This is a genomic window from Coprococcus sp. AF16-5 (assembly GCF_003479365.1).
In the GTDB taxonomy this organism is placed as follows: Bacteria; Bacillota; Clostridia; order Lachnospirales; family Lachnospiraceae; genus Coprococcus; species Coprococcus aceti.
On the sequence record NZ_QUGZ01000002.1, the window covers coordinates 613,417 to 635,920 of the forward strand.

The 22,504-nt window shown below is 42.4% G+C and carries 21 protein-coding genes; 11 read left to right on the forward strand and 10 right to left on the reverse strand.

What is annotated here, in order from left to right:
* The first annotated feature begins 110 nt into the window (after nt 1–110).
* Nucleotides 111–1,460: an MATE family efflux transporter gene (locus DWW70_RS07600; protein ID WP_118649578.1), complete on the forward strand. Its 1,350-nt coding sequence runs from the start codon at nt 111–113 to the stop codon at nt 1,458–1,460.
* 89 nt (nt 1,461–1,549) lie between these two features.
* On the opposite strand, the gene DWW70_RS07605 is transcribed toward DWW70_RS07600, so the two are convergent.
* Together DWW70_RS07605 and DWW70_RS07610 are read right to left on the reverse strand one after the other, a co-directional pair.
* Entirely contained in the window at nt 1,550–2,452 is a 903-nt protein-coding gene (locus tag DWW70_RS07605) for a BRO family protein (protein ID WP_118649579.1), read from the reverse strand.
* 18 nt (nt 2,453–2,470) lie between these two features.
* Nucleotides 2,471–3,121 carry a LexA family protein gene (locus DWW70_RS07610; protein ID WP_187115862.1) on the reverse strand — a complete coding sequence of 217 codons (651 nt, stop codon included), beginning with the start codon at nt 3,119–3,121 and terminating at the stop codon, nt 2,471–2,473.
* 297 nt (nt 3,122–3,418) lie between these two features.
* Between DWW70_RS07610 and DWW70_RS07615 the strand changes: the two genes are divergently transcribed.
* From DWW70_RS07615 to DWW70_RS07625, 3 genes are all read left to right on the forward strand, one after another.
* Complete coding sequence (locus DWW70_RS07615; protein WP_243017692.1) at nt 3,419–3,967, forward strand: DUF4342 domain-containing protein; 549 nt, start codon at nt 3,419–3,421, stop codon at nt 3,965–3,967.
* Between the two features lie 16 nt (nt 3,968–3,983).
* Entirely contained in the window at nt 3,984–4,661 is a 678-nt protein-coding gene (locus tag DWW70_RS07620; protein WP_055147401.1) for a response regulator transcription factor, read from the forward strand.
* Between the two features lie 123 nt (nt 4,662–4,784).
* On the forward strand, nt 4,785–6,038 hold the full coding sequence (locus DWW70_RS07625) for a sensor histidine kinase (RefSeq protein ID WP_118649581.1): 1,254 nt from the start codon (nt 4,785–4,787) through the stop codon (nt 6,036–6,038).
* Between the two features lie 19 nt (nt 6,039–6,057).
* Here the strand turns inward: DWW70_RS07625 and DWW70_RS07630 are convergent, their stop codons facing one another.
* Genes DWW70_RS07630 through DWW70_RS07645 form a run of 4 tightly spaced genes read right to left on the reverse strand, consistent with a single transcriptional unit; the run spans nt 6,058 to nt 9,629 of the window.
* On the reverse strand, nt 6,058–6,687 hold the full coding sequence (locus tag DWW70_RS07630; RefSeq protein WP_015534560.1) for a hypothetical protein: 630 nt from the start codon (nt 6,685–6,687) through the stop codon (nt 6,058–6,060).
* Between the two features lie 2 nt (nt 6,688–6,689).
* A complete protein-coding gene (locus DWW70_RS07635; RefSeq protein ID WP_022217041.1) occupies nt 6,690–7,448 on the reverse strand; it encodes an ATP-binding cassette domain-containing protein in 759 nt (252 codons plus the stop codon).
* 36 nt (nt 7,449–7,484) lie between these two features.
* On the reverse strand, nt 7,485–9,242 hold the full coding sequence (locus DWW70_RS07640) for a hypothetical protein (protein WP_118649582.1): 1,758 nt from the start codon (nt 9,240–9,242) through the stop codon (nt 7,485–7,487).
* Nucleotides 9,243–9,263: 21 nt separating this feature from the next.
* Complete coding sequence (locus DWW70_RS07645) at nt 9,264–9,629, reverse strand: hypothetical protein (RefSeq protein WP_118649583.1); 366 nt, start codon at nt 9,627–9,629, stop codon at nt 9,264–9,266.
* A gap of 132 nt (nt 9,630–9,761) precedes the next feature.
* On the opposite strand from DWW70_RS07645, the gene DWW70_RS07650 reads away from it, so the two are divergent.
* The 5 genes from DWW70_RS07650 (at nt 9,762) to DWW70_RS07670 (ending at nt 14,997) form a co-directional block, all read left to right on the forward strand.
* The gene (locus DWW70_RS07650) at nt 9,762–10,505 is read left to right on the forward strand and encodes a LytR/AlgR family response regulator transcription factor (RefSeq protein ID WP_118649584.1); all 744 of its coding nucleotides are present in this window, start codon (nt 9,762–9,764) and stop codon (nt 10,503–10,505) included.
* A gap of 3 nt (nt 10,506–10,508) precedes the next feature.
* Nucleotides 10,509–11,798, forward strand: a complete 1,290-nt coding sequence (locus DWW70_RS07655) for a sensor histidine kinase (RefSeq protein WP_022217038.1) — start codon at nt 10,509–10,511, stop codon at nt 11,796–11,798.
* Between the two features lie 62 nt (nt 11,799–11,860).
* Nucleotides 11,861–12,118 (forward strand): sporulation transcriptional regulator SpoIIID, encoded by a 258-nt coding sequence (gene spoIIID / locus DWW70_RS07660; RefSeq protein WP_055222251.1) that lies wholly within the window; start codon nt 11,861–11,863, stop codon nt 12,116–12,118.
* 117 nt (nt 12,119–12,235) lie between these two features.
* Nucleotides 12,236–13,288 (forward strand): metallophosphoesterase family protein, encoded by a 1,053-nt coding sequence (locus DWW70_RS07665; RefSeq protein WP_022217036.1) that lies wholly within the window; start codon nt 12,236–12,238, stop codon nt 13,286–13,288.
* Entirely contained in the window at nt 13,288–14,997 is a 1,710-nt protein-coding gene (locus tag DWW70_RS07670; protein WP_118649585.1) for an ATP-binding protein, read from the forward strand. Before DWW70_RS07665 ends, DWW70_RS07670 begins: the two co-directional genes overlap by 1 nt.
* Before the next feature lie 105 nt (nt 14,998–15,102).
* Here the strand turns inward: DWW70_RS07670 and DWW70_RS07675 are convergent, their stop codons facing one another.
* The 4 genes from DWW70_RS07675 to murC form a co-directional block, all read right to left on the reverse strand.
* Complete coding sequence (locus DWW70_RS07675) at nt 15,103–16,302, reverse strand: ribose-phosphate pyrophosphokinase (RefSeq protein ID WP_015534565.1); 1,200 nt, start codon at nt 16,300–16,302, stop codon at nt 15,103–15,105.
* Nucleotides 16,303–16,333: 31 nt separating this feature from the next.
* Nucleotides 16,334–17,335, reverse strand: coding sequence for an ATP-binding protein (locus DWW70_RS07680; protein WP_015534566.1), 1,002 nt, complete (start codon nt 17,333–17,335; stop codon nt 16,334–16,336).
* Between the two features lie 12 nt (nt 17,336–17,347).
* A complete protein-coding gene (locus tag DWW70_RS07685; RefSeq protein ID WP_118649665.1) occupies nt 17,348–18,487 on the reverse strand; it encodes a DnaD domain protein in 1,140 nt (379 codons plus the stop codon).
* A 280-nt stretch (nt 18,488–18,767) separates the two neighbouring features.
* Nucleotides 18,768–20,150: a UDP-N-acetylmuramate--L-alanine ligase gene (gene murC / locus DWW70_RS07690; RefSeq protein ID WP_015534568.1), complete on the reverse strand. Its 1,383-nt coding sequence runs from the start codon at nt 20,148–20,150 to the stop codon at nt 18,768–18,770.
* A gap of 334 nt (nt 20,151–20,484) precedes the next feature.
* Between murC and DWW70_RS07695 the strand changes: the two genes are divergently transcribed.
* Nucleotides 20,485–21,939 carry a 4Fe-4S dicluster domain-containing protein gene (locus DWW70_RS07695; RefSeq protein WP_118649586.1) on the forward strand — a complete coding sequence of 485 codons (1,455 nt, stop codon included), beginning with the start codon at nt 20,485–20,487 and terminating at the stop codon, nt 21,937–21,939.
* A gap of 18 nt (nt 21,940–21,957) precedes the next feature.
* Nucleotides 21,958–22,116, forward strand: a complete 159-nt coding sequence (locus DWW70_RS14980; protein WP_165852775.1) for a hypothetical protein — start codon at nt 21,958–21,960, stop codon at nt 22,114–22,116.
* The last annotated feature ends 388 nt before the right edge of the window (nt 22,117–22,504 follow it).

Genomic DNA, 22,504 nt, shown 5'->3' on the forward strand with positions numbered 1-22,504 from the left:
GGGCGAAATAAGCGGAAGCGACCCAGCGAATGATATGTATAGCAACTCTGTGTTCAAAGAAAAAATTGGCAACTCACCGTCACATCAATAATGTAAGGAAGGTGTAAGACATGGCTAAGTCCATGGTTTCCGGTAAGCCCCTCAGTCTGATGCTGCAGTTTGCCACCCCGCTCTTGCTCGGCAATCTGCTCCAGCAGACGTACAACGTAATAGATGCGGCTATTGTGGGGCAGATACTGGGAGATAAGGCTCTGGCGGGAGTTGGAGCAAGCAGCAGTATACAGTTTCTGGTTCTGGGATTCTGTATGGGCTGTTGCGCAGGATTTGGTGTTCCTGTTGCAAAGTATTTTGGTGCAAATAATCTGCACAAGATGAGAAAGTATATATTTAACGGCGCGGTGCTGACGGGCATCATAGCGTTGATAGTCACGATTGTATGTTCGGTGTGCTGTAATCAGATACTTCATCTGCTTTCGGTTCCTCAGGATATATATGACAAGGCATATGCTTATCTTATAGTTATATTCCTGGGAATTCCGTTCACACTCATGTACAACTATCTGTCAAGTGTGCTCAGGTCTCTGGGAGACAGCAGAACGCCGTTCATGTTTCTGGCGTTCTCGGCAATACTCAACATATTCCTTGACCTGTTCTGCATAGTTGTCCTCAAATGGGACTGCGCCGGTGCGGCTATAGCAACCATCACGGCACAGGCGGTGAGTGGAATATTGTGTCTTGTATATATCTTCAAGAAGGTTCAGATCATGCATCTTGAGGCGGAGGACAGGGAGATAGAGGGATCTGCAGTGAAGGAACTTCTCGTCATGGGAATTCCGACAGGCCTGCAGTTTTCCATAACTGCCATAGGAAGTATGGTCATGCAGTCTGCAAATAACAAGCTGGGAAGTTTGTATGTGTCAGGCTTCACAGCCGGTATGAGGATAAAGCAGTTCACTATGTGTCCATTTGATGCATTTGCAACGGCGGCATCTGTGTTCTGCAGCCAGAACCTTGGCGCCGGACAGGCAAAACGTATAAAACAGGGCTTGTGGCAGGCGATAGCAGTCGCAGTGGGATATGGATTGATAGCAGGACTTATCATGATATTCTTTGGCAGGCCGCTCTCAATGATATTTGTAAAGAAGAGCGCAGTCGACGTACTTGATGCCTCTGCGAAATACCTCAGATGTATGGGATTCTTCTACTGGAGTCTCGGTATACTGAACGTGGCGCGTATGGTGACACAGGGACTTGGATATTCCGGTCGGGCTATATTCTCAGGTGTTACAGAGATGGCGGCCAGGATTATAGTGAGCCTGGGATTTGTCGGAACATTTGGATTCACGGCCATCTGTTTTGCTGACCAGACAGCGTGGGTCACAGCGACCATCTATATATTGCCGACATGTCTTTACTGTGTGAAGAAGTCCACGGCGAAGATTGCTGCGGGAACGGTGTGATATGGAAAAGATAAAAATGCGTATGAATAACCGAGACTGTTGTCTGAGGATTCATACGCATTTTATAGTTGTGACATATTCGGTTTATATTACTTTTCCTTGCTGTCATCAAGCAGCTTGGGAGTGTTGGAGTTTAATGGGGATAGTATGCTGCGCCCTATCTGCTTTTCAAGGGATTCACGTGCATTTCTGGCAATATTGCCACCTTGGATGGTAGCATCTGTGGCCTCGGTTATACCTTGAGGATTAGTTGCCTTTGATATCTCTGTTGTTGATATCTCTGCAAGAGCATTCAGGACAAGCTCTGTGTTAGTCATATTGTCTCTGAGATTTTCTTTTTTCAGTCCCTTAAACTTTTTATATTCTTTCACTGTCTTTCCTGACCATGCGGCAGTAAGTATGTTTGTAAGAGAAGCATACTGTCTGGAATCGGTAATTCCGGCACGCCTCCACTCATTGGTCATATCTTTACGAATCTCTATCCCACGCATACGCTGGGCTATCCAATCTTCAGAATATCCTTTGTTGCGGTATGATTCTATAGCACGATCTATAGCAATCTGAGGATCAACTTCCTCGTCCAGACGTTGTTTGCCCACCATTGCCAGCCATTGCTTGAATGGCTCAGCCTTTTTTGACGGAATGGACTGGATAATTCTCAATAACCCATGTGTGTTTGTTGCTTGGATTTTACGCATTTTACCATCAGCGGCTATCATTTGAATAGGGGTACAAATTGTACCCCAGTTAGCTGATAATTCTGGGTCGCGGGATCGTAACTTTTTTACATATTGTTTTGGATCGGAACTATCGGTCAAAACGTCAATTACATCAATTATGGAAAAATACCATTCCTCCTCCTGTGAGTGCCATACTTTTCTGATTTTATCATCATATATAAATTCAAGTTCCTGTTCGCTTAACTCGGGTATATCTGATACCTCAACAGGAGCAGTCGAGGAAGTATTCTCATCATATACATAAAAAAGCATAATAATCACTCCAATCCATTAAAATTTTGCCCTTAACTCCACTACCTTACCAATGATCTTGACAGGTTTATTTTTTATGGTTTCATCGTCAAAATAGAGCGGTGCATAGCTGGGGTTGGTGGAAATCAGTTCCAGTCCTTCTTTATATTTTCTCAGGCGTTTGCACACGGCGTCTTCACCAGCTATTGTAGCAATAACAGTGTCCCCTGTGTCTGCATCATCCTGTTGACGGACAATTACAACGTCGCCGCTGCTGATCTTGGGTTCCATGCTATCCCCCTTTATTCTAAGAGCGTAGAATTCGCCAGTTTTAGCAAGACTTTCGGGTATTTCTTCTGTATCAATAATCTTTTCGGTTGAACAAAATGTTTTGTCACATGATATATAATCAAATACAGGAATTGCATATGCCTCTGATTTCTTTTGGCTTCTTATGATATCTTTTTCTTCCAGAAGATCAGACCTAGAGCAATTGAAAATAGCGCACATGTGGTCAATTTTGTCCATTCGGGGAGACTTTAGCCCGTTACACCAATTTGACACAGTTGCAGTGCTGACATTCATCTGCTTAGCAAAGGCAGCTTGAGTATATTGATATTTATTAAGAAAAAAGAAAAGATTCTTTGCAAATTGGTCATTCATTCTTCTTTCAAATTCTATATCGGACATAGTAATCAACCTCCTTTTGAACAAATTATACACTTAAAGCTAATTTAATACAATATAAAATAAATATAAGTTAACTTATAGTAAAAAATAGCAGCGAGATAAAAAGGGGAACAAACTTTGACATATCCTTCTATTCATTATAAAATTAACCTGATTTTAATCTTTCTCATATTTTAGATTAATCATCGGTTGGTATAGTAATAACATCAGTTGATGATATCAGCAGCAAACGATAAGAAAGATGACAGATCATCGGAAGACGATGAAACTAAGATAATGAGAAAGGGTGCAAAGATTATGGATAAACTGGAAAAGGTAGAAAAGTTAAGAGAAAAAACAGGCGTAAGTTACGAGGATGCAAAGAATGCGCTTGAGGCATGCGATTACGATCTGCTGGATGCGATCATTTATCTTGAGAAGCTTGATAAGGTGAAAGCCCCTGAGGTGGAGAGCTTTACCACAGGCGAGGAACAGAAGACATCAACAGAGTTCGAGCAGGCACAGCAGACATATACAAATGACTGCAATAAAGTGACGTTTGGACAGATGATGGACAAATTTTTCAAATGGTGCGGCAAGGTGTTAAAGAAGAGTGTGGATAGCACATTCATAGTAGAACGCAGAGGCCAGACCATGATAAACGTTCCGGTTCTGGTGCTTGTGATCGCACTCATACTTGCATTCTGGGTAGTGCTTCCACTTCTTGTTGTAGGTCTCTTCTGTGAGTGCAGGTACCATTTTGAAGGAATAGGCGACATCAACGTAAACCTTAATAGCGCATGTGACAAAGTAGCCGACTCAGTAGACAACCTTAAGTCCGACGTCAATAACAAGCGTCCGTCATAAAAGAAAGGAAAAAGATATGGCACAGAAGATTCTCATTGTGGAGGATGAAGAGAAAATTGCAAGATTTGTGGAGCTGGAGCTGCTGCATGAGGGATACGAGGCGGAGAAGGTATTTGATGGAAGAACAGGGTTGGACAAAGCTCTGTCCGGTGGCTTCGACCTCGTGGTGCTGGATGTGATGCTTCCGGGACTCAACGGTCTGGAGGTGCTTCGAAGAATCCGCAAGGAGAGTGATGTGCCGGTCATCATGCTGACCGCGAGAGATGCGGTCATGGACAAGGTATCTGGTCTTGATGCCGGTGCAGACGATTATCTCACCAAGCCATTTGCCATAGAGGAGCTGCTTGCCAGGATAAGGGTTGCGTTGAAGAGACGCGGAGTTGCAGAGGTTCACACACACAGGATAGAGATCCGTGGAGTGTGCATGGACACCGACAGGCATGAGGTTACAGTGTGCGGCGAGATAGTTGAGCTGACAAACAGGGAATTTGAGCTGCTCAGGACGCTCATGGAAAACAAGGACATCGTTATGGACAGGGAAAAGCTGCTGAATGCGGTGTGCGGATATGATTACCTGGGAGAGACCAATATCATAGATGTGTATGTGAGGTATCTGAGAACAAAGATAGATGACAGATTTGGAGTTAAGCTGATCACCACCGTCAGAGGCGTCGGATATGTTATCAGAGAATGACCATTTTGGATGCCAGGATAGAGCAGATAGATATGTGACAAGCCGGATATCGTAGCAGAGCAAACAGATATGTGACAGACCAGCGCCGCATGACACGGATACGCACAGATAGAGAGAAAATACATGGGAAAGAAAACTAACGAAAACAAAAGAATGTCATCGATAGCCAGAAGGATCAACATGAGCTTCTGGCTCAAAGAACTGGGCAATGTGATACTTATAGATATCGTCATTGCCTTTCTTATTGTAAGTGTATTTGCTGTGTGGGGCAGGAAACAGCTGCCACAGGGCGTGGGTGGAATGAGATATTACGTTGAGAAAAATGAAGATGGCGGAGCGTATGAATATATAATAGAAGGGTCAGATGAGAAGAAGTACAGATATGACGTTAAGATCCTTTGGGATATCATAGAGATTCCGGGCGTTATATTGCTGGGGATGGAGACTATAGTATTGTTTGTTGCGTTGTTCAGGACAGCGGATGTCAGAAGAAGATTGAAACCGCTGAATGATCTGGCGGTGACGGCGGAAAAACTCAGCAAGGAGCCTATGGATCACAACAAGATAGACGATCTGGAGAAAGCCATATCCCATCTGTCCGCGGATGACGACGAGCAGGTTATACATACCGGAGACAAGGATCTTCAGAGTATAGAGATCGCGCTCAACAATCTGCTCAGGAATATGAAGGAGAATGAGAAACGTCAGATGAGATTTGTGTCGGATGCTTCCCACGAGCTCAGGACGCCTATCGCGGTGATCCAGGGATATGTGAACATGCTCGACCGTTGGGGGAAGGAGGATGAACAGGTTCTGGGAGAGTCCATAGAGGCACTCAAAAATGAATCCCAGCACATGAAGGAGCTTGTGGAACAGCTGTTATTCCTTGCAAGGGGCGACAGTGGAAGGCAGCACCTGAACATGGAGAAAACCGATCTCAACCGCATGGTAAGTGAAGTGTGGGAGGAGTCCATGATGATAGACGAGAGCCACAGATATGAGTTCCGGGGCACTGAGAATGAGGCGTGTGTGCTCGGCGATGTGGCGATGATCAAGCAGTCCGTCAGGATATTTGTCCAGAACGCGGCGAAGTATTCTGAACCCGGCACGGCCATAATACTCGGTGTAAAAGAGGAGCCCGGTTATGTCAGTTATATGATAGAGGACGAGGGAACCGGAATGAATCCGGGCGATCTGGCTCATATATTTGACAGATTTTACCGCTCGGATGAGGCCCGGAATAATGAGACCGGAGGCTCAGGTCTTGGCTTGTCCATCGCTAAATGGATAGTTGATGCCCACGGAGGTACCATACAGGTAATATCCAGAGCGGATATAGGATCAAGATTTGTTGTGAGATTCCCTAAAATTGCTTAAAAAGAGAGGTTGCATATATTTATTGGTAATCTGAGTATCTGTGGTTGCTGAACAATCCCAGAATACAGCCTGCACTTCCTAAAATTATGTATTCTTTCATAAAAGAGGCGAGAGTCTTAACTGAGTGAACATCAATATACCATGGTATGATAGCATTAAAGAGATTTCCTCCGCTAAGAGACAGGATGATCAGTGTAAATGATAAAATGATGGCTATGGTGATGTTCTTCGCTGTATATACTGTGCCGTAATATAAACCGCAGAAGCAATATATTATAATAAGATTTTTGGCTATAAATCTTTCTGGGTAGAGAATTGTCCTGAAGAACAACAACGATGTTATGGCACACATTAATAAAGACAGGTATAAAAATGGAATAATTGTTTCTACCCATTTTATTCTGTGGGCTATGTAAAAAAGTTCCCGGCTTGGGCTATATACAAACGGCATAAAGGTTATTGTATATAGCAGCATAACGCACACAGGATATGCTATGCAGTAACACTGCTGCAGTGCGTTTTCTTTATCCTGCAGATCAAGGGGTTTCATCATCATAAAGCCCGTAATAGCAGCTAAAACAGCTATAATTACACAGAGTATCATTCCCTTACGCAATATAAATAGTGAGTTATGTATTCTTTGCACCATAGTTACACTCCGTTCCTGTAAGACTTAAGAATATACATGTATCCATCTTCCAAAGTGGGATCAGCTGATGCAGGCTCTGAGGTATCAATAGAAGGGGAAGCCAAAAGCCTGGTCATGGCTGTTTTGATTCCGTCTGTAGTGTCTTTTGCAATTATATAGCCTTGATCGATAATTTCTATATAATCACACAAAAACTCCGCATCGTCTACGATGTGTGTGGATATAATAATTATCTTGTCATCACAATTGGTTTGTTTTATAAGATCCCTGAATCTGAGTCTTTCCTCAGGATCAAGACCTGCTGTCGGTTCATCGCATATTATTATAGGGGGATTGCCAAGAAAAGCCTGGGCGATTCCAACACGTCTCACCATTCCGCCAGACAGAGTATGAGCCTTTTTGTCAATATAACTTGATAAATTGACACTTTCTATAACTGATTCGATGTCTTCATCAAGACTACATGATGAAATACCCTTGGAAAATGCAATATAACGCATACATTCTCTTACGGTCATTCCGGGAAAAAGACCAAATTTCTGAGGCAGATACCCGATATCAACAGAATGTATATTTGCTCCGTTCAGGAGAATGCTTCCGGTAGCTGATGGATATAACCCAATAAGGGATCTCATGAATGTGGTTTTGCCGGCACCATTAGGACCGAGTAGTCCGTGTACTCCTGATTCAAAATTACAGTTTAAATTGTGAAGAATTGTGTTCCCTCCCAAAGTAGTTGTCATATTTTTTATTTCCAGCATAATAATCCCCCTTTATCTGAACGGATACAAGTTACTTTATTCTGTTGTTTCAGTGATGCCAAGTTCGTCGTATACATCTTCCTGAATCTTTTGAAGTTCCTCATCGGTGAGAATTGAATCAATATTGTACCAATTACCTGTCTGTATATAATTGGTGTAGTAAATATCCAAATTACCTGCAGCATCAAACATCACCATGTCAGAACCGTACATATATGCATTTCTGTGTATTGGTTGTATCAGGATTGTTTTCCCGATAAGGGAATAATCAGTTGCCTTTTCTTCAGGTGTATAGTTTATATATTTTTTTATCTGGCTTGTTATGTAGTGGTTTCGACTCGGATCGGTGTCCGCGCCAATATATGGGAAAATGTATCGCACATTATCAATAATCTGTTCTCTCCAAAATATGCCGGAAACAATGCTTAGCTGATCACTGAAACCACTGAACGTGTCACCGGACAAGCTGAGATTGCTATACGTAGTAAAATCAGAGTATATGGATACTGTGAACCTGCTCAGATCCTTAGGAAGCTGGCAATATCCGTTTTGAAATAAGTCTCCATTTCCAGCAATTGGGTAATACGGGAAGTTCCCAGGAAGATATGCACCATTTTCCCCTGTGTAGCAAATATTGTAGGATTTTCCTGTATACTTTATGTATATGGATGAGAGATTGCCGGCTTCGTTGTATATGCATAGCTTATTCCCATTTCTGCTATAGCGGATAGCATTATCCTTATCATCTGCTATATAGTCGATATTGTAATCTTTACAGAGTATAAAATGGTATTCAGGGAGACTGGTGTCTGATAGCTGCATATACATATCTGCGATCAAATTCTTCCTTATGTCAAAATGTATGTTATACTCTGTAACATAAAAATCTATTTCCTTTGTTGGAGTAAGTAATTCCTGTTCATTTGCAAATAAATCCGAGGAATCGTCTGCGTATCCAGGGTTACTACCATTATATGGGATGTTGCAGATATAAATAAAGGAAAACGAGCATAACACTGAAAATATGGTGGCAAAAATCAAAGATAACTTCTTGTATCTGAAGAAATTTGTGATCAAATATACGGAGATCACGCCAAATACTATATACAAAGGTTTGGACAGAAAATGTATATTTACAGGAATTAAAGCTGCTTCATCTGGAATATAAGTAAGAGAAGCACAGAATATATTGGATATTTCCTGTATACTGCCGATTTTATCTTCCGCAGGAAAGGTGAACTTACCCGATTGCAATATGGCAACTATAGTGAACCCAAATAATGCAAGATAGGCAAGGATAGTATTGTTGATATACGATATGATGAGCCCAGTCATAACCGCACAAGTGTTAACCATAAATACATGTGTGAAAATAGCCTTAATTGTATATATATAAAAGTCTGCAGAGGAAGAACCTGACAGTATACAAAGGCATATACATAGAACTAACATGCACATACATAATAAGACATTTATGATAGAGAGAATAAGCAGTTGCTGTGATTCTCTTTTAATTGATGACATAGTGTATGTGCTTATGCTCTCTACCACATTGGTTTTTTTTACGATAGATGTGTATTCAAAGGACAAGTACAAAAACAGAATATAATAATATATGGAATTTCCAAGCATCATATCTGTATGTTCAACTATATCAATGTAGTTAAATTCCCTAAGCAGACTGTCTTCAATGAATTTGTATACTGAGTATAAAATACAAAATATGATAGCAGCGATGGAAGGCCAAAAGCATTGTGGAGTTTTCCTGAATAGTATGTAATTCTGTTTAAGCATTACCTGGTTCCTTTCAATATTTTAATAATCTATTCTTGCCCAGCCAATACCAGGTTTACTGGTATTGTTCTGATATAATTTTACTGTTAGTTTTTGGCTATAACCAGTTTTGGAGGAGTATATGTAATTAAAATTTGTATTAGGAATACATCCTCCAGTTATGTAGGTTTGTGATTTTGCATTATCAGTTATGCTGTATCTTATGCCAGTACCACCGTTTAGCGCTCCACCGTTTATTTGTGCACTAGCACAGCTTACTGTTGCACTTTTGCTTGTATCTTTCATTACAAGGCTTATTGACTTCGAACTAGCATTGGCTATTGTTGGTAATAACAACATAAAGCATAAAGCTAGTATAGATAATAGCATTGATTTAGAGTGTTTCATGTTTAATTTTCCTCCCATTTTAATAATAAGTATAACTACTTTACCTCCCATCATTAATAAATTATAATTAGTAAAGTTTAGTTGCTCTAAAATTTACGTAAGTTGTATTAATTGGTAAATGAAAGGCGGAAGATGTTAAAAGTTGCTATATGTGATGATGAGCAGAAGGATATAGACATTGCAGAAAAATGCATATTGGAGTATTCGTTTAAACACAATCTGGATATTGAATGCGCCAACTACAGGACGGGGCAGGAATTGCTGGACAAGATGGAATCTGGTGAACATTATGATTTTTTTGTCTTTGATGTGGAAATGGAGAAGGAGGATGGCATATGTATCGCCTCAATTATCCGAAAAAGATACGACAAAAATGCAATTATCATTTTTGTAAGCAATTACCCGGGACATATGGGACGGAGCTTTTCTGTGCATGCATATAATTATATTCAGAAACCTCTTAAATATATAGAGTTGGAACAAGTATTATCTCAGGTTTTGCGTGAGATAAGGGACATGGAGTTTAATAAGTTGATTGTGCCAGCGGCAGATGGAGAAAGAGTTGTTAATATATCTGATATTATGTATATAGAAACCTCGAGAAAATTTCAAAAGAGTGTAGATATTCATTCTGCAAAAGAGATTATACAGGTTACAGGAAATTTAAAAAAATGGTTTAACTTGTTAAAGGACAAAAGGTTTGTATACAGCTTTAAGGGGTATATTGTAAATATAGATCACATAGTTACCTTGAGAGGCGGGGAGCTTGTTTTGGATAATAACGAGATTATTCCGTTGTCAAGGAAATATGAGGAAGAGGTAAGGAAGAGTCTTATTAATACGGTTATATCAGATGTGGGGAGCATCAGAGGTTAAAGGGTGAGTTATTTAGTATTAATTTTTATATCAGCAATTATGGATGCTGTGACTGTAAAAGTTTATGTAGAGAAATGGCTTGGAAAGCCTACGCTTAGAATATCGACAATAGCATATTGGGGTATATTTATTTTAACAGAGCTGGCTTCAAGAGGCGGACAGCTTTTCATGATAGACGTGTCACAGGAGAAAGCAATGGTCAGCCAGGTGTCCGCGCATATAGTTATCATGCTCGTATTTATTTGCCTATATGATTCCCGTATAGCTGAATGTATATCTGCGTTTATTATATGGGTATTGGGTTATCTGGTGAGCATCGGTTTATCTGATGTAGTGGTAATTACAACGGATCAGATGCTGTATGACGGTGGAATAACTCATCTGATCTCGGTGATGGATATGTATGCACAGTTTATTATGCTGCCTGTCCTGATCATAATACTGGTAGTGAGAAATTATGTATCAGGTAGATATTCATTTAAACAGTTGGTCATAGTGCTTATAACTCCAATGATAAGTTGTTATCTATACTTGATAATACCAGAACAGATCGTGCTTTTGTCAGGGTATGGATTTATATTTGTGCTGATAATTGTGCTGGTCTTAAATGTTTTGAATTATTATCTGTTTGATAACATGGTGGATAATTATAAATTGAAAAATCAGGTAACAATGCTTGGTTATCAGTTGGAGCATCAGTCGGATAAATATGACCAATTGGTTCTTTCTTATAAGAAAATTGGCAGTATGGTTCATGATACCCAAAAGCATATAAGCTATATAAGGTCATGCATAGAAGAGAAAGAATATGACAGGATAAGAACAGTATGTGATAGATATGAGGAAGAATTAAAAAATAAATATGTTGTTTCAAAAACAGGAAATCTTGTTATTGATACATTTGTGAACAGTGCGTATACATTTGCCCAAAACAATGGCGTGAAATTTCATACGGATTTTAAGTTCGATAAAAATTCAATAATGGTCTCTGATTATGATATGTGTATAATAATAGGAAATCTGCTGGATAACAGTATCAATGCATGTAAGAAACAGAAGGAAAAAGAGGGGGTATATATAAAGCTGGCAATAGTGCAGACAGATCGGCATTTGGTAATAGATGTGAAAAATAGCAGTACACAGTCTGACGTGGGCGGCAGTAAGGATATGACTCATGGATATGGTATACAAAATGTGAAAAATACCATGGACAAGTACAATGGAATAATGGAGATAAAGAATACATATGGGGAATATGAAACACTTGTGCTGATCCCCATAAATCAGGATTAAATGTACATAAACCGCATGCCCCCGCATAAACTGTAAAAACAGAATATGCGGGGGCTTTTTCTTTGAAGGATTACATAGAAGAGCGGGCAATCGAAGCGGCAAATTATATCATAGACACAAGGGCGACTGTGAGACAGACAGCGGACAAGATGGGTATAAGCAAATCAACGGTGCACAAGGATATAACGGAACGGCTGGTCCGTATAAGACCCATGCTGGCGGCCCAGGCCAGGGTGGTGCTGGACGCCAACAAGGCGGAGAGACATATAAGAGGAGGGCTTGCCACGAGGGAGAAGTATCTGCATGTCACAAAGTTTTAACATAGCTTATGTTGTTTTTTTCTCTGATTTGGGTTAAACTTTTGATGATTATATAATAGTGGACTAAGTGTGGGCTATTAGAAAATGGCAGTTTAACTATAGATTAGAGGTTAGGATATGAGATTTATTCATGTTTCGGATGTGCATTTGGGGATGATTCCTGACAAGGGAAAGCCTTGGAGCGATGTCCGTGCGAAAGAGATAGAAGAGACATTTGACAGGATCCTGGATATTGCGGAGGAGAGAAAGGTAGATCTGCTCCTCATTGCCGGCAATCTGTATCACAGTGCGCCGAAGGCAGCGGATCTTGCAAAGCTTGATGCCAGACTTGCAAAACTTACAAATACAAGAACGGTGATCATTGCGGGCAGTAGTGATTACATTGAAAGTGGATCTCCATCGGAGAATTATGAGTTCACATCGAACACAGTGCTTCTTCCGGCTGGGGAGTTCAGCAATGCGTATTTTGAAGATATAAATACCTGTGTGACCGGTTTCAGCTATGGACAGGCGGAATACACGGAGGATTTCTCAGAGGGGATAGATGCCCAGACGGAAGGCGCTGTCAATATACTTCTCATGCATGGAGGAGATGCCAGCCACAGTCCATTTAATTTCCGAAAGCTGGCTGACACAGGATTTGACTATGTGGCACTCGGACACCTGAGAAAGCCGAAGCACATGGTGAAGAACCGTATGGCATATCCGGGATCGCCGGAGCCTTTGTCACCTTCTGACACAGGAAAGCATGGCTTTATTTATGGACAGATAATAAACGGAGAGACAAGGATAAAGTGGGAGCCTGTTGCCTGCAGGAATTACATCAACCTTGGACTTGAGATAAAGCCGGAATATACTGACAGACAGATCGAGCATGCTGTTCTGAAACAGATCGATAAGATGGGAACGCAGAACATATATCGGGTTATCCTGAAGGGTCAGAAGGGGCGCGGAGTGAGACCTCAGTTTGATGATGTGTCTCAGGATTACAAGATATATGAGGTTGTGGATAATACGATGTTCGAGTACAATGCTGATGGTCTCAAGAGGGACAATGAGCACAATGTACTTGGAAGATTTATCGCTGAGTTGTCCGGTGAGGATGACGAGGTCAGCAAAAAGGCACTTGAATATGGTCTTGAGGCGATCATAGCAACTGGAGAAAAGTAATGTATATAAATAAACTTTTTTTGAAAGAATTTGGAAAATTCAATAACAAAGAAATAAAGCTGGACAAAGGCTTGAATGTGCTCTATGGAGAGCCCGGAGCCGGCAAGAGTACGATCAGGGATTTTGTGTCCGGTATACTGTATGGTATGAATAAAACCAAGGGTCTTGGAGCCCGGGGAGACAATTTTGCATTAAGAAAGCCATCCGGTGGAAATGGATATGCCGGAAAGGCACAGGTGACAAATGCCGGAAAGAGTCATCTTATGGAGAGAAATTTCAACATGTCCACGGACGGTGCAACGCTCACTGATATAGAGAGTGGTAAGGATGAGAGACTTGTGTCTAAGAATTCCTACAGAGGTGTCCTGTTTGATATGGACAAGAGCACATTTGTGGATGCGATGTGTGTTGATCCGCCGGAGGAGATGGGCGGAGATGACAAAGCTTTGTGTGACAGACTTGAGAAGTATCTTCAGAATATGAAGGAGACGGGCTGCAGCGGAATAAACAGAGCAGACGCAGTGGCGTATCTTGAGAACGAAAAGAAGAAATATGACAATCAGAAGTATCTGGTTCAGATAGAAGAGCTGGAAGCCCAGATGGATGAGCTGGGTGAAGTTGATAAGGAGCTTGAAGACATCCGAACTGCCAGACGTGAGGAGCTTGATGCTTATAATATGGAGATCGCACGTTTGAAGAGAGAGGCAAGGCAGCTTGTGAATGAAAAGGATGCTGAGATCCCTGACGATGATGAGGACAGGGAGCGAAGCAGAATATTCCTCGAGGTTGAAGCTATAGATGATGAGGACGAGCTGAAGGAGAAAAAGAAGCAGGAGAAGAAGGACAAGAAGCTGACGGACAATATATTTGTCATAATGGCAACAGGAATACTGGTTGTTGCAGTGGTCATGCTAGTGGTTCACCTTGTTGGTTTTCAGAAGTCCATACAGCAGCTATTCACGATATGTACGATTGCGTTTGTTGCTATAACCATCATAGATGGATTGTTCAGGAAAGGCGCATTTGACGGTGATAAGCTTCCGTCTGAGGAGGAGTTCAGGAGAACCATATATGAGATGGGAAGAGCAACTGAGTCGAGGACGGTTCGCGTTGAGATAGACAGAGCTTTTCAGGAGGAGCATGACAGGAAGCTTGATATGTTCAAGTTCCAGGAGCATGATGCCATAGAGAAGAGGGATGCCTACTATGAACTCAAGGAGAAGAGAGACGCCATATTTGTCGATTATGATGTGCTTGAGACTGAGAAGAAGGCCATAGATAAGGCTATTAATACCATAATGGACATATCGGAGGAGTTCTCAGGTCTGTTTGCCGGTATAGACGGCAGAGTATCGGATATTCTTAGCGCACTCTCCGGTGGACAGTATCAGGAGGCAAAGCTCGATGATGAGATGCATGTTGCAGTGAAAAAGGATGACCATTTCTTCAGGGCGGAATTCCTGGGACATGAGGTCGTTCGGCAGGTGTATCTGGCTGTGCGGCTGGCTGTTGCAGAGATACTTAACAACGAGAAAATGCCACTTGTGCTGGACGATGTGATAGATGTGACCGATGAGAGTCAGCTCACGGGAGTGCTCAAGGCGATGAGTATGGTGAACACGGAGCAGACGATATTGCTTACATCCGATAAGGATCTGGTTAACAGACTTGAGGATATGCATATAGCATGCAATGTGGTGACATTGTAGAAAGTTTCTAATAATAAATAATTAAAAGACCTGCGGAAACTTGCGATACATGGTATGTATCAGGTGAGCTTACGTAGGTCTTTTTTGTAAGTCTATAATTGTATATTAGTAATTCTCGTAGTTATCTGAGATAGTGTGCTTCTCCTTGTACTCAGCAATTCTCGCACTGATTCTCTCTGATGGATCAAGAAGATCGCTGAGAGATGCATCGTGGTTGAGGTGATCGATAATGAGTGCAATGTACTTGCTCATGTCGGCTGATACATACCAGTCGCGGTCTGCAAGCTCAGGAAGCTGATAAGTGAGGTTGGTTGTGATGACCTTCTCAATGAGACCTTCCTCGTGACACTTGTCAAATACCTCAAGACCCTTGGTGAAGAGACCAAATGTAGCAAGTGCAAATACTCTCTTAGCCTTTCTTGCCTTGAGCTGCTTGGCAACATCTATCATACTCTCGCCTGATGCGATCATGTCGTCGATGATGATAACATCCTTGCCTTCAACTGAATCACCGAGGAACTCATGGGCAACGATAGGATTACGTCCGTCCACAACTCTTGAGTAATCTCTTCTCTTGTAGAACATACCTACATCTACACCGAGAAGGTTAGCGAAGTAGATAGCTCTGTGCATAGCACCCTCGTCAGGTGATATAACCATCATGTGGTCGTTATCTATCTCAAGATCAGGAGTTGATCTAAGAAGTGCCTTTACAAACTGGTAAGTAGGCTTTACGTTCTCGAAACCGCTCTTTGGAATAGCATTTACAACACGTGGGTCGTGAGCGTCAAATGTAACGATGTTGTCTACACCATACTGCTGAAGCTCCTGGAGCATAACTGCACAGTCGAGGGACTCGCGTCCTGATCTCTTGTGCTGACGGCTCTCATACAGGAAAGGCATGATGACAGTGATCTTTCTAGGCTTGTCTGTCATGGCAGAGATGATTCTCTTCAGATCAGCATAGTGATCGTCAGGAGACATTCTCTGAGTCTGGCCACCCATGGTGTATGTGCAGCTATAGTTTCCTACATCAAGCATGATATATATGTCTTTACCGCGGACTGACTCGTTGACAATACCCTTTGCCTCACCTGAACCAAATCTAGGGCAGTCTGCCTTGATAAGGTAAGAGTCCTTCTCGTAACCGTGGAATACGATGCTTGACTTGTTCTCGTTCTGACGGTTCTTTCTCCATTTTACGATATAAGAATCGACCTTCTCTCCGAGAGGTACAATGCTCTTATGAGCAATGATTCCTAAGCTTCCTACAGGTATTGTTTCCAACTTGCTATCGTCTGGCATAATAAAAATCCTCCTAATCTGCTTTCGTTGTCTACCTTTTGTTCCTGGCTATGCTTTTCATTCTTTTTACATAGCGGATGTTATCTCCGTAGAGATTGAAGATGAGATAGCTATCAACTATTCGTGACATGATACGCTCTGTATACCTGTTCTTGAATTCCTGCAGATCAAGATTGGTAGAAATGAGAGTAGACTGTCTCTTGATAGTTCTCGTATTTATAATCTCAAATAACTGAGACAGGACAAATGAGTTGGTGTACTCTGTGCCCAGATCGTCAATTATAAGAAAATCGCAGTTATATATGTAGTCATACAGCATCTTCTGATGCGGTTCATGACCACCCTTTATTATAATGTCCTGTAAGATATTATCAAATAAATTTATCGCCGACAAGTATAAAACTGTATAACCTTTGTCTAAAAGTTCCTTAGCGATACAATTTGTCAGGAAGGTTTTGCCTGTTCCGGTCTCTCCATATATAAGAATGCCCGGTCTGCTGTCCTGAAAATTCTCTGTGAACTGTCTTGATGCAGACAATATGCTCTGTGCATTCTGGTAAGGAGTGTAATTGTAGCCAGCAATGTGTTCATCTCTGTAGAAATCAGGATTGAAGCTGGCAAAATTCTCCGTCTCCAGCACCTTCTCTATGGTGGACTGCTGGTACAACTGGCTGATGACCATGTGTTTCAGACATGAACATGGCTTACCATCTACATATCCGCTGTCTCTGCATGCGGGGCAGTTGTATATCGGTGCCAGATAATCGTCAGGGTATCCGGTCTGTGCCATGAGCTGATGCTTCTCATCGCGGAGAGCGTGGTTCTTCATGGAGAGTGCTTCTTCATCCACTTCCTGATGCAGTATCCTTGCCCTTGATGCCTGGACGGCACTGTGGGCGATGGCATCGTCGATCTCCTTTATACGAGGGATCCTGGCATATACCTCAGCTTTTCTGTTGTCCTGTCTGCGAAGATTGTCCTGTCTGATTCTGCTCAGCCGGGACAAAATATCATCATAATTTATATTGCCCATAATATGTATATATTACCTCTTGTCAAGATTGAGTTCATCTGCAAGCATCTGTTCCAGCTTGTCCAACTGGTTGGACATGTCTGTCTGCTTGAAGTTCGCAAATCCATTCGGATTCCTGGTGGCTGCAGGCTGCGCTGTGGCCGCTGATTTCTTCTTGAGGAACTCCTGATCGAGCAGTTCGACATCCCTAATGGATTGTACACCATTCTTATGCCAGTTTTCAAGAATTCCATTGACATATGCGAAGTTGGCGGATTGTGGCTTGGAGATTATGGCCTTCTCACATGCCAGAAGGATAAGATCCTCTGAGAAATTCATCTCACCTGTCCACGCGTCAATGTATGCGGTCTCTATGCTGGTAGGATTGCTTCTGCGTATTCCAAGTGCAGAGAAGACCTTTCTGTAAAATGGGTTGTAGGCGGAGCTGTCTGCCTTGGCCTTGTCAACCGTGTCGATTCCTTTTTCATACCATGCTATGGCTACGGTCTCTGCATATCTGAAGCTTGCCTTGCCCATGGTCAGACAGTATTCGATCAGATATTCGATGAGCTCCTGGGAGAAGCCAAGCTGGTCGTATATGTATATGAGACTTTCTGATTCAGGCATGGAAAGCGGTCTGCCAAAATATGCCTCTGTCTCAAACATAATATCAGAGAGAACCTCGTCCTCCTGTTTCTTCCTAAGAAATTCTGGTGTAACTGTTATCTTGTCAGGCAGAGTGCGCTCCGGCACCTCGGCCTTGTCTTCGTCTGTGATCGTCGCCGTGATCTCGCTGTTGTTATCGTCATCTCCGGTGGAATAATCCATGCCGAGAATAGAGAGGTCGTCAACTCCGCTGTCGGAGGAGCTGCCCTTGTCGTGAAGAGGGAGAAGAGTTATTCCTGTAAGCTCCTTCTTCTTGTTGTAGTTGAGCTTCATAACATCCTGGCTTATCCAGTATTTTATGGCTCTGCAAATATCCTTCTCTGTGAGATTAAAATGATCTGCTATGTTGGCGACAGACACGGGTTTACTGGAAGACATAAGTCTGACCAGATACAGATATACCTTAACAAACTCTCCGCTGGCGGAGGTCATGTAATAGTCTATAAAAAAGTTTGATATAGAGGAATATGTTTCGTTTTTTTCTGTTGTAATAGTAATGTAGCTCATGTCAAAAAACTCCTTGATCATACTCCTGAAATAGCGCATTTCCCTTAGCGCAAATGCATTATAACATGAACTTTTTGGAATGCAAACAGAACATATAGTCGGTTGGGAAAAATGGTGGGGATGTGGATAATGTGGATAATGTGGACGAAAAAGTGACATAAAAATACAAAAGTCATAGTTTAACAGGGCTTTGTAATATTTCTGTAAAAATTATGTCAACAAAAAATATAAGCTCTGTGGGGAAAACTTTCCCACAGAGCTGTGTGGATAATGTGGATAACTAATTTTTTATCAGGTCATTTCCGATAGAATAGACGTTTCCGGCGCCCATAGTTATCAACAAATCATTTTTTTTGCAATTTTTTAAGAGATAATTTTCTATATCGTCGAAAGATGGAAGATAGAACGCATCAGTACCCGTCTCGGCGATCTTCTCGGCGAGTTGCTTTGCTGAGACAAGTCCGGTATCCTTCTCTCGGGCTGCATAAATATCTGCCACGATGACGTGGTCACATACCTTGAGTGCGTCTACAAACTCATCGAACAGAGCGTAGGTTCTTGAGTAAGTGTGTGGCTGGAATACGCACCACAGTTCGTTGTAGCTTGTGTTCTTTGCTGCCTTCAGTGTGGCTGCTATCTCAGTTGGATGGTGAGCGTAGTCATCCATGACTCTCACGTTGTCGAGGATGGTTCCCTTGTACTCAAAACGTCTCTCGGCACCGACACACTCTGACAGTCCCTGTTTGATGACATCTATGGAGATCCCAAGTTCAAGGGATGCCGCTATGGCTGACAGTGAGTTGTATACGTTGTGCTCACCGAATACCTTGAGTGTTATGTCAGTGATCTCTTTGCCGTCCACAACCAGTGTATAGGTTGGATGGCCGAAGTCATCGAATCGTATATTGTGTGCTGAATATTTGTTCTGTGCGCCCTTTCCAAATGTTACCACGCGGCACTCGAGGTCTCTGACAACGGTATCATAATACTTCATATCGCCGTTCACGATGACCAGGCCCTCCTTTGGAGTCTTGGTGGCAAATACATGGAATGACTCAGCGATCTCATCTATATCCTTGAAGAAGTCAAGGTGGTCGGCATCCACGTTCAGTATGATACTGATAAAAGGCTTAAATGCGTGATAGCTGTTGGTGTACTCACATGCCTCTGTTACAAAGTATTCAGATTTGCCTACACGGATATTGCCGCCGATGCTGTCGAGGATTCCTCCGACTGATATGGTAGGATCAGTGTCCGCATCTATGAGGATGTAGGACAGCATGGAAGTCGTTGTTGTCTTGCCGTGGGTTCCACTGACGGCTATGGAATATTTGTAATTCTCCATGATCTGGCCGAGAAGCTGGGCTCTGGTGAGCATAGGAATGTTCTTCTCCACTGCGGCCTTGAACTCTTCATTGTCAGGATGTATGGCTGCTGTGTATACGACCAGATCTATGTTGTCTGTTATGTTAGATGCACACTGACCGATGTTGATAAGCGCTCCCATGTCGGCAAGCTGATCGGTGATTTCGGATGCTTTCATATCTGATCCGGTAACCTTGAATCCGGCCTTCAGAAGTATCTCTGCGAGACCGCTCATGCTTATTCCGCCTATTCCCATGAAATGGACGTTGATTGGCTTTGAAAAATTGATCTTGTACATTTGTATTTCGCCTTCCTTATATAAAAGATTGATTACTATATTTAAAAGTGTTTTTTATTATAGCATAACTGCCCTCAAATGAAAATAAATGGTTTTGGTCAATTGCATAGATTGTTATTGAACGAAAATTATGTTATAAATGGAGGTAGTGTGATGGAAGCTGAGGAGAAAACTGCAAAGCTCATGCGGATCGTAGAGGGCGCAGAAGAGGTAGAGAAGATGGATGCATTGCTCAGCCTGGCTATAACGGGCGGAGATTATAACTGGATCTAAGAGGTATACATATTAGGTATACAGGGGCAAAGATCAATATAATATGAGTAGAGGTTAACATATGATTACAAATGACGCTACATTATTAAAGGTAAAGCACGAGGTGCTTTATGAGGTGGCAAAGCTTGCGTATGAAGGCAGGCTGGATGATGAGAGGGACAATCTTCCATATAAGATGGTTCCCGGTCCACAGCCATTTTTCAGATGTTGTATATACAGAGAGAGGGAGGTCATCAGACAGAGGATCAGACTTGCCGAGGGCAAAGCCCCTGGAACAGAGGATGATGGGAATGTAGTCCAGATCATCAACTCTGCCTGTGAAGGATGTCCTATTTCACGTTACGTAGTAACTGATAACTGCCAGAAGTGCATGGGAAGAGCGTGCCAGCAGGCGTGCCGTTTTGGTGCCATCAGCATGGGACGTGACAAGTCCTACATCGACCCATCAAAGTGTAAGGAGTGTGGACAGTGTGCCAAAGCATGTCCGTACAATGCCATTGCAGATCTGATGCGTCCATGTATCAAGAGCTGCCCGGTTGGTGCCATATCTGTAGCTGAGAATGGAACAGGTATTGCGGTCATAGACAAGGACAAATGTATAGACTGTGGTTCATGTATCCACAAGTGCCCATTTGGTGCGATCGGATCAAAGTCTTATATAGTAGATATAATAAATGACATGAGAGCCGGCAAGAAGGTATTTGCCATGTTCGCACCTGCCACATACGGACAGTTCGGTGCGGATATCACCATGGCGAGCTGGAGAACAGCCATGAAGAAGATAGGCTTCTACGATGCGGTGGATGTGGGACTTGGTGCCGACATGACAGCCATGGCAGAGGCAAAGGAATGGATGGAGGCCAAGGCAGAGGGCAGGAAGAAGACAACCTCATGCTGTCCTGCATTCAAGCTTCTGGTGGAGAAGCATTTCCCTGAGCTGGCAGACATGGTATCTGAGACCGTATCACCTATGTGTGCAGTATCGAGATACATCAAGGAGAATTATGAGGATGCCGTGACAGTATTCATAGGCCCTTGTATCGGCAAGAAGGCGGAGAGCGCAGTCGGAGAGAAGGAATCTGCGGACTATGCGCTGACATACGGAGAGATCAGAGCCATGCTGAGAGCAAAGGATGTCAAGCTTGAGCCTGAGGCTGAAGATAACGACCAGTCCACACTGTTCGGCAAGAAATTTGCAAATGCAGGCGGAGTCACAGCGGCAGTCATAGAGAGCATGAAGGAGCTCGGCTGCGAGGACGAGGTTAAGGTGTGCAAATGTGATGGAATAGATGCATGTAAGAAGGCACTGACTCTCATGAAGTTCAACAGATTCCAGGATGACTTCATGGAAGGTATGGCGTGTGAAGGTGGCTGCGTGGGCGGCCCTTCAAGACACAGGGATCCGAACATGGCGATGCGTGACAGAAAGGCAGCCCTTGATAATTCTACAGATATCAACATCACAGAGAATCTTGAGAAGCAGGGAGCAGACAAGATTGATATGGTGAGAGATTAGTGCATGGAGGACAAAGACATGACAACAGTTTTGATATTTGTGATATGTGTGCTTATATTTGTGTGTGTATCGGTGGTTACGGCGATACTTGTATACAAGTCACAGATGCGTAAGAAGAAGCTTCAGTGGGACAGCCGGCAGCAGACACAGGATTCCAAGCAGGTACAGGATCAGTAGAGACTGTGATATATAATGAAATAATAAGAAAATTAAGACGTGCAGCGATGGAGATGAAACTGGACTTATCCGGGGGGATTCATTGCTGCACGCCTTATTTTTATGGATTGAGGGAAAAAACTGTGCAGTCAAAATGTAATACCAATATGTGAAAATAAATTAAAACTTTTATTTTTCTGTTGACATGACAAAGAGATATGATAATATATGGATGTAGTAATCGAAACTACATGTAAAGTTAATTGAAAACGCAAATTAAAGTAATGTTTATTTTGATTGCTAGATAGAAATACGAACTTAGAAGACTTTTTATACTAAGTTAATACATAATGTGATAAAAAACGGCATGTATCGCCGGCGTTAAAAGGCGGAAAAGCCGTTTTACCAT

Coding starts and splice junctions, on each gene's coding strand:
- DWW70_RS07600 (WP_118649578.1), top strand. CDS start 111: ATGGCTAAGTCCATGGTTTCCGGTAAGCCCCTCAGTCTGATGCTGCAG.
- DWW70_RS07605 (WP_118649579.1), bottom strand. CDS start 2,452: ATGCTTTTTTATGTATATGATGAGAATACTTCCTCGACTGCTCCTGTT.
- DWW70_RS07610 (WP_187115862.1), bottom strand. CDS start 3,121: ATGTCCGATATAGAATTTGAAAGAAGAATGAATGACCAATTTGCAAAG.
- DWW70_RS07615 (WP_243017692.1), top strand. CDS start 3,419: ATGGATAAACTGGAAAAGGTAGAAAAGTTAAGAGAAAAAACAGGCGTA.
- DWW70_RS07620 (WP_055147401.1), top strand. CDS start 3,984: ATGGCACAGAAGATTCTCATTGTGGAGGATGAAGAGAAAATTGCAAGA.
- DWW70_RS07625 (WP_118649581.1), top strand. CDS start 4,785: ATGGGAAAGAAAACTAACGAAAACAAAAGAATGTCATCGATAGCCAGA.
- DWW70_RS07630 (WP_015534560.1), bottom strand. CDS start 6,687: ATGGTGCAAAGAATACATAACTCACTATTTATATTGCGTAAGGGAATG.
- DWW70_RS07635 (WP_022217041.1), bottom strand. CDS start 7,448: ATGCTGGAAATAAAAAATATGACAACTACTTTGGGAGGGAACACAATT.
- DWW70_RS07640 (WP_118649582.1), bottom strand. CDS start 9,242: ATGCTTAAACAGAATTACATACTATTCAGGAAAACTCCACAATGCTTT.
- DWW70_RS07645 (WP_118649583.1), bottom strand. CDS start 9,629: ATGAAACACTCTAAATCAATGCTATTATCTATACTAGCTTTATGCTTT.
- DWW70_RS07650 (WP_118649584.1), top strand. CDS start 9,762: ATGTTAAAAGTTGCTATATGTGATGATGAGCAGAAGGATATAGACATT.
- DWW70_RS07665 (WP_022217036.1), top strand. CDS start 12,236: ATGAGATTTATTCATGTTTCGGATGTGCATTTGGGGATGATTCCTGAC.
- DWW70_RS07670 (WP_118649585.1), top strand. CDS start 13,288: ATGTATATAAATAAACTTTTTTTGAAAGAATTTGGAAAATTCAATAAC.
- DWW70_RS07675 (WP_015534565.1), bottom strand. CDS start 16,302: ATGCCAGACGATAGCAAGTTGGAAACAATACCTGTAGGAAGCTTAGGA.
- DWW70_RS07680 (WP_015534566.1), bottom strand. CDS start 17,335: ATGGGCAATATAAATTATGATGATATTTTGTCCCGGCTGAGCAGAATC.
- DWW70_RS07685 (WP_118649665.1), bottom strand. CDS start 18,487: ATGAGCTACATTACTATTACAACAGAAAAAAACGAAACATATTCCTCT.
- murC (WP_015534568.1), bottom strand. CDS start 20,150: ATGTACAAGATCAATTTTTCAAAGCCAATCAACGTCCATTTCATGGGA.
- DWW70_RS07695 (WP_118649586.1), top strand. CDS start 20,485: ATGATTACAAATGACGCTACATTATTAAAGGTAAAGCACGAGGTGCTT.
- DWW70_RS14980 (WP_165852775.1), top strand. CDS start 21,958: ATGACAACAGTTTTGATATTTGTGATATGTGTGCTTATATTTGTGTGT.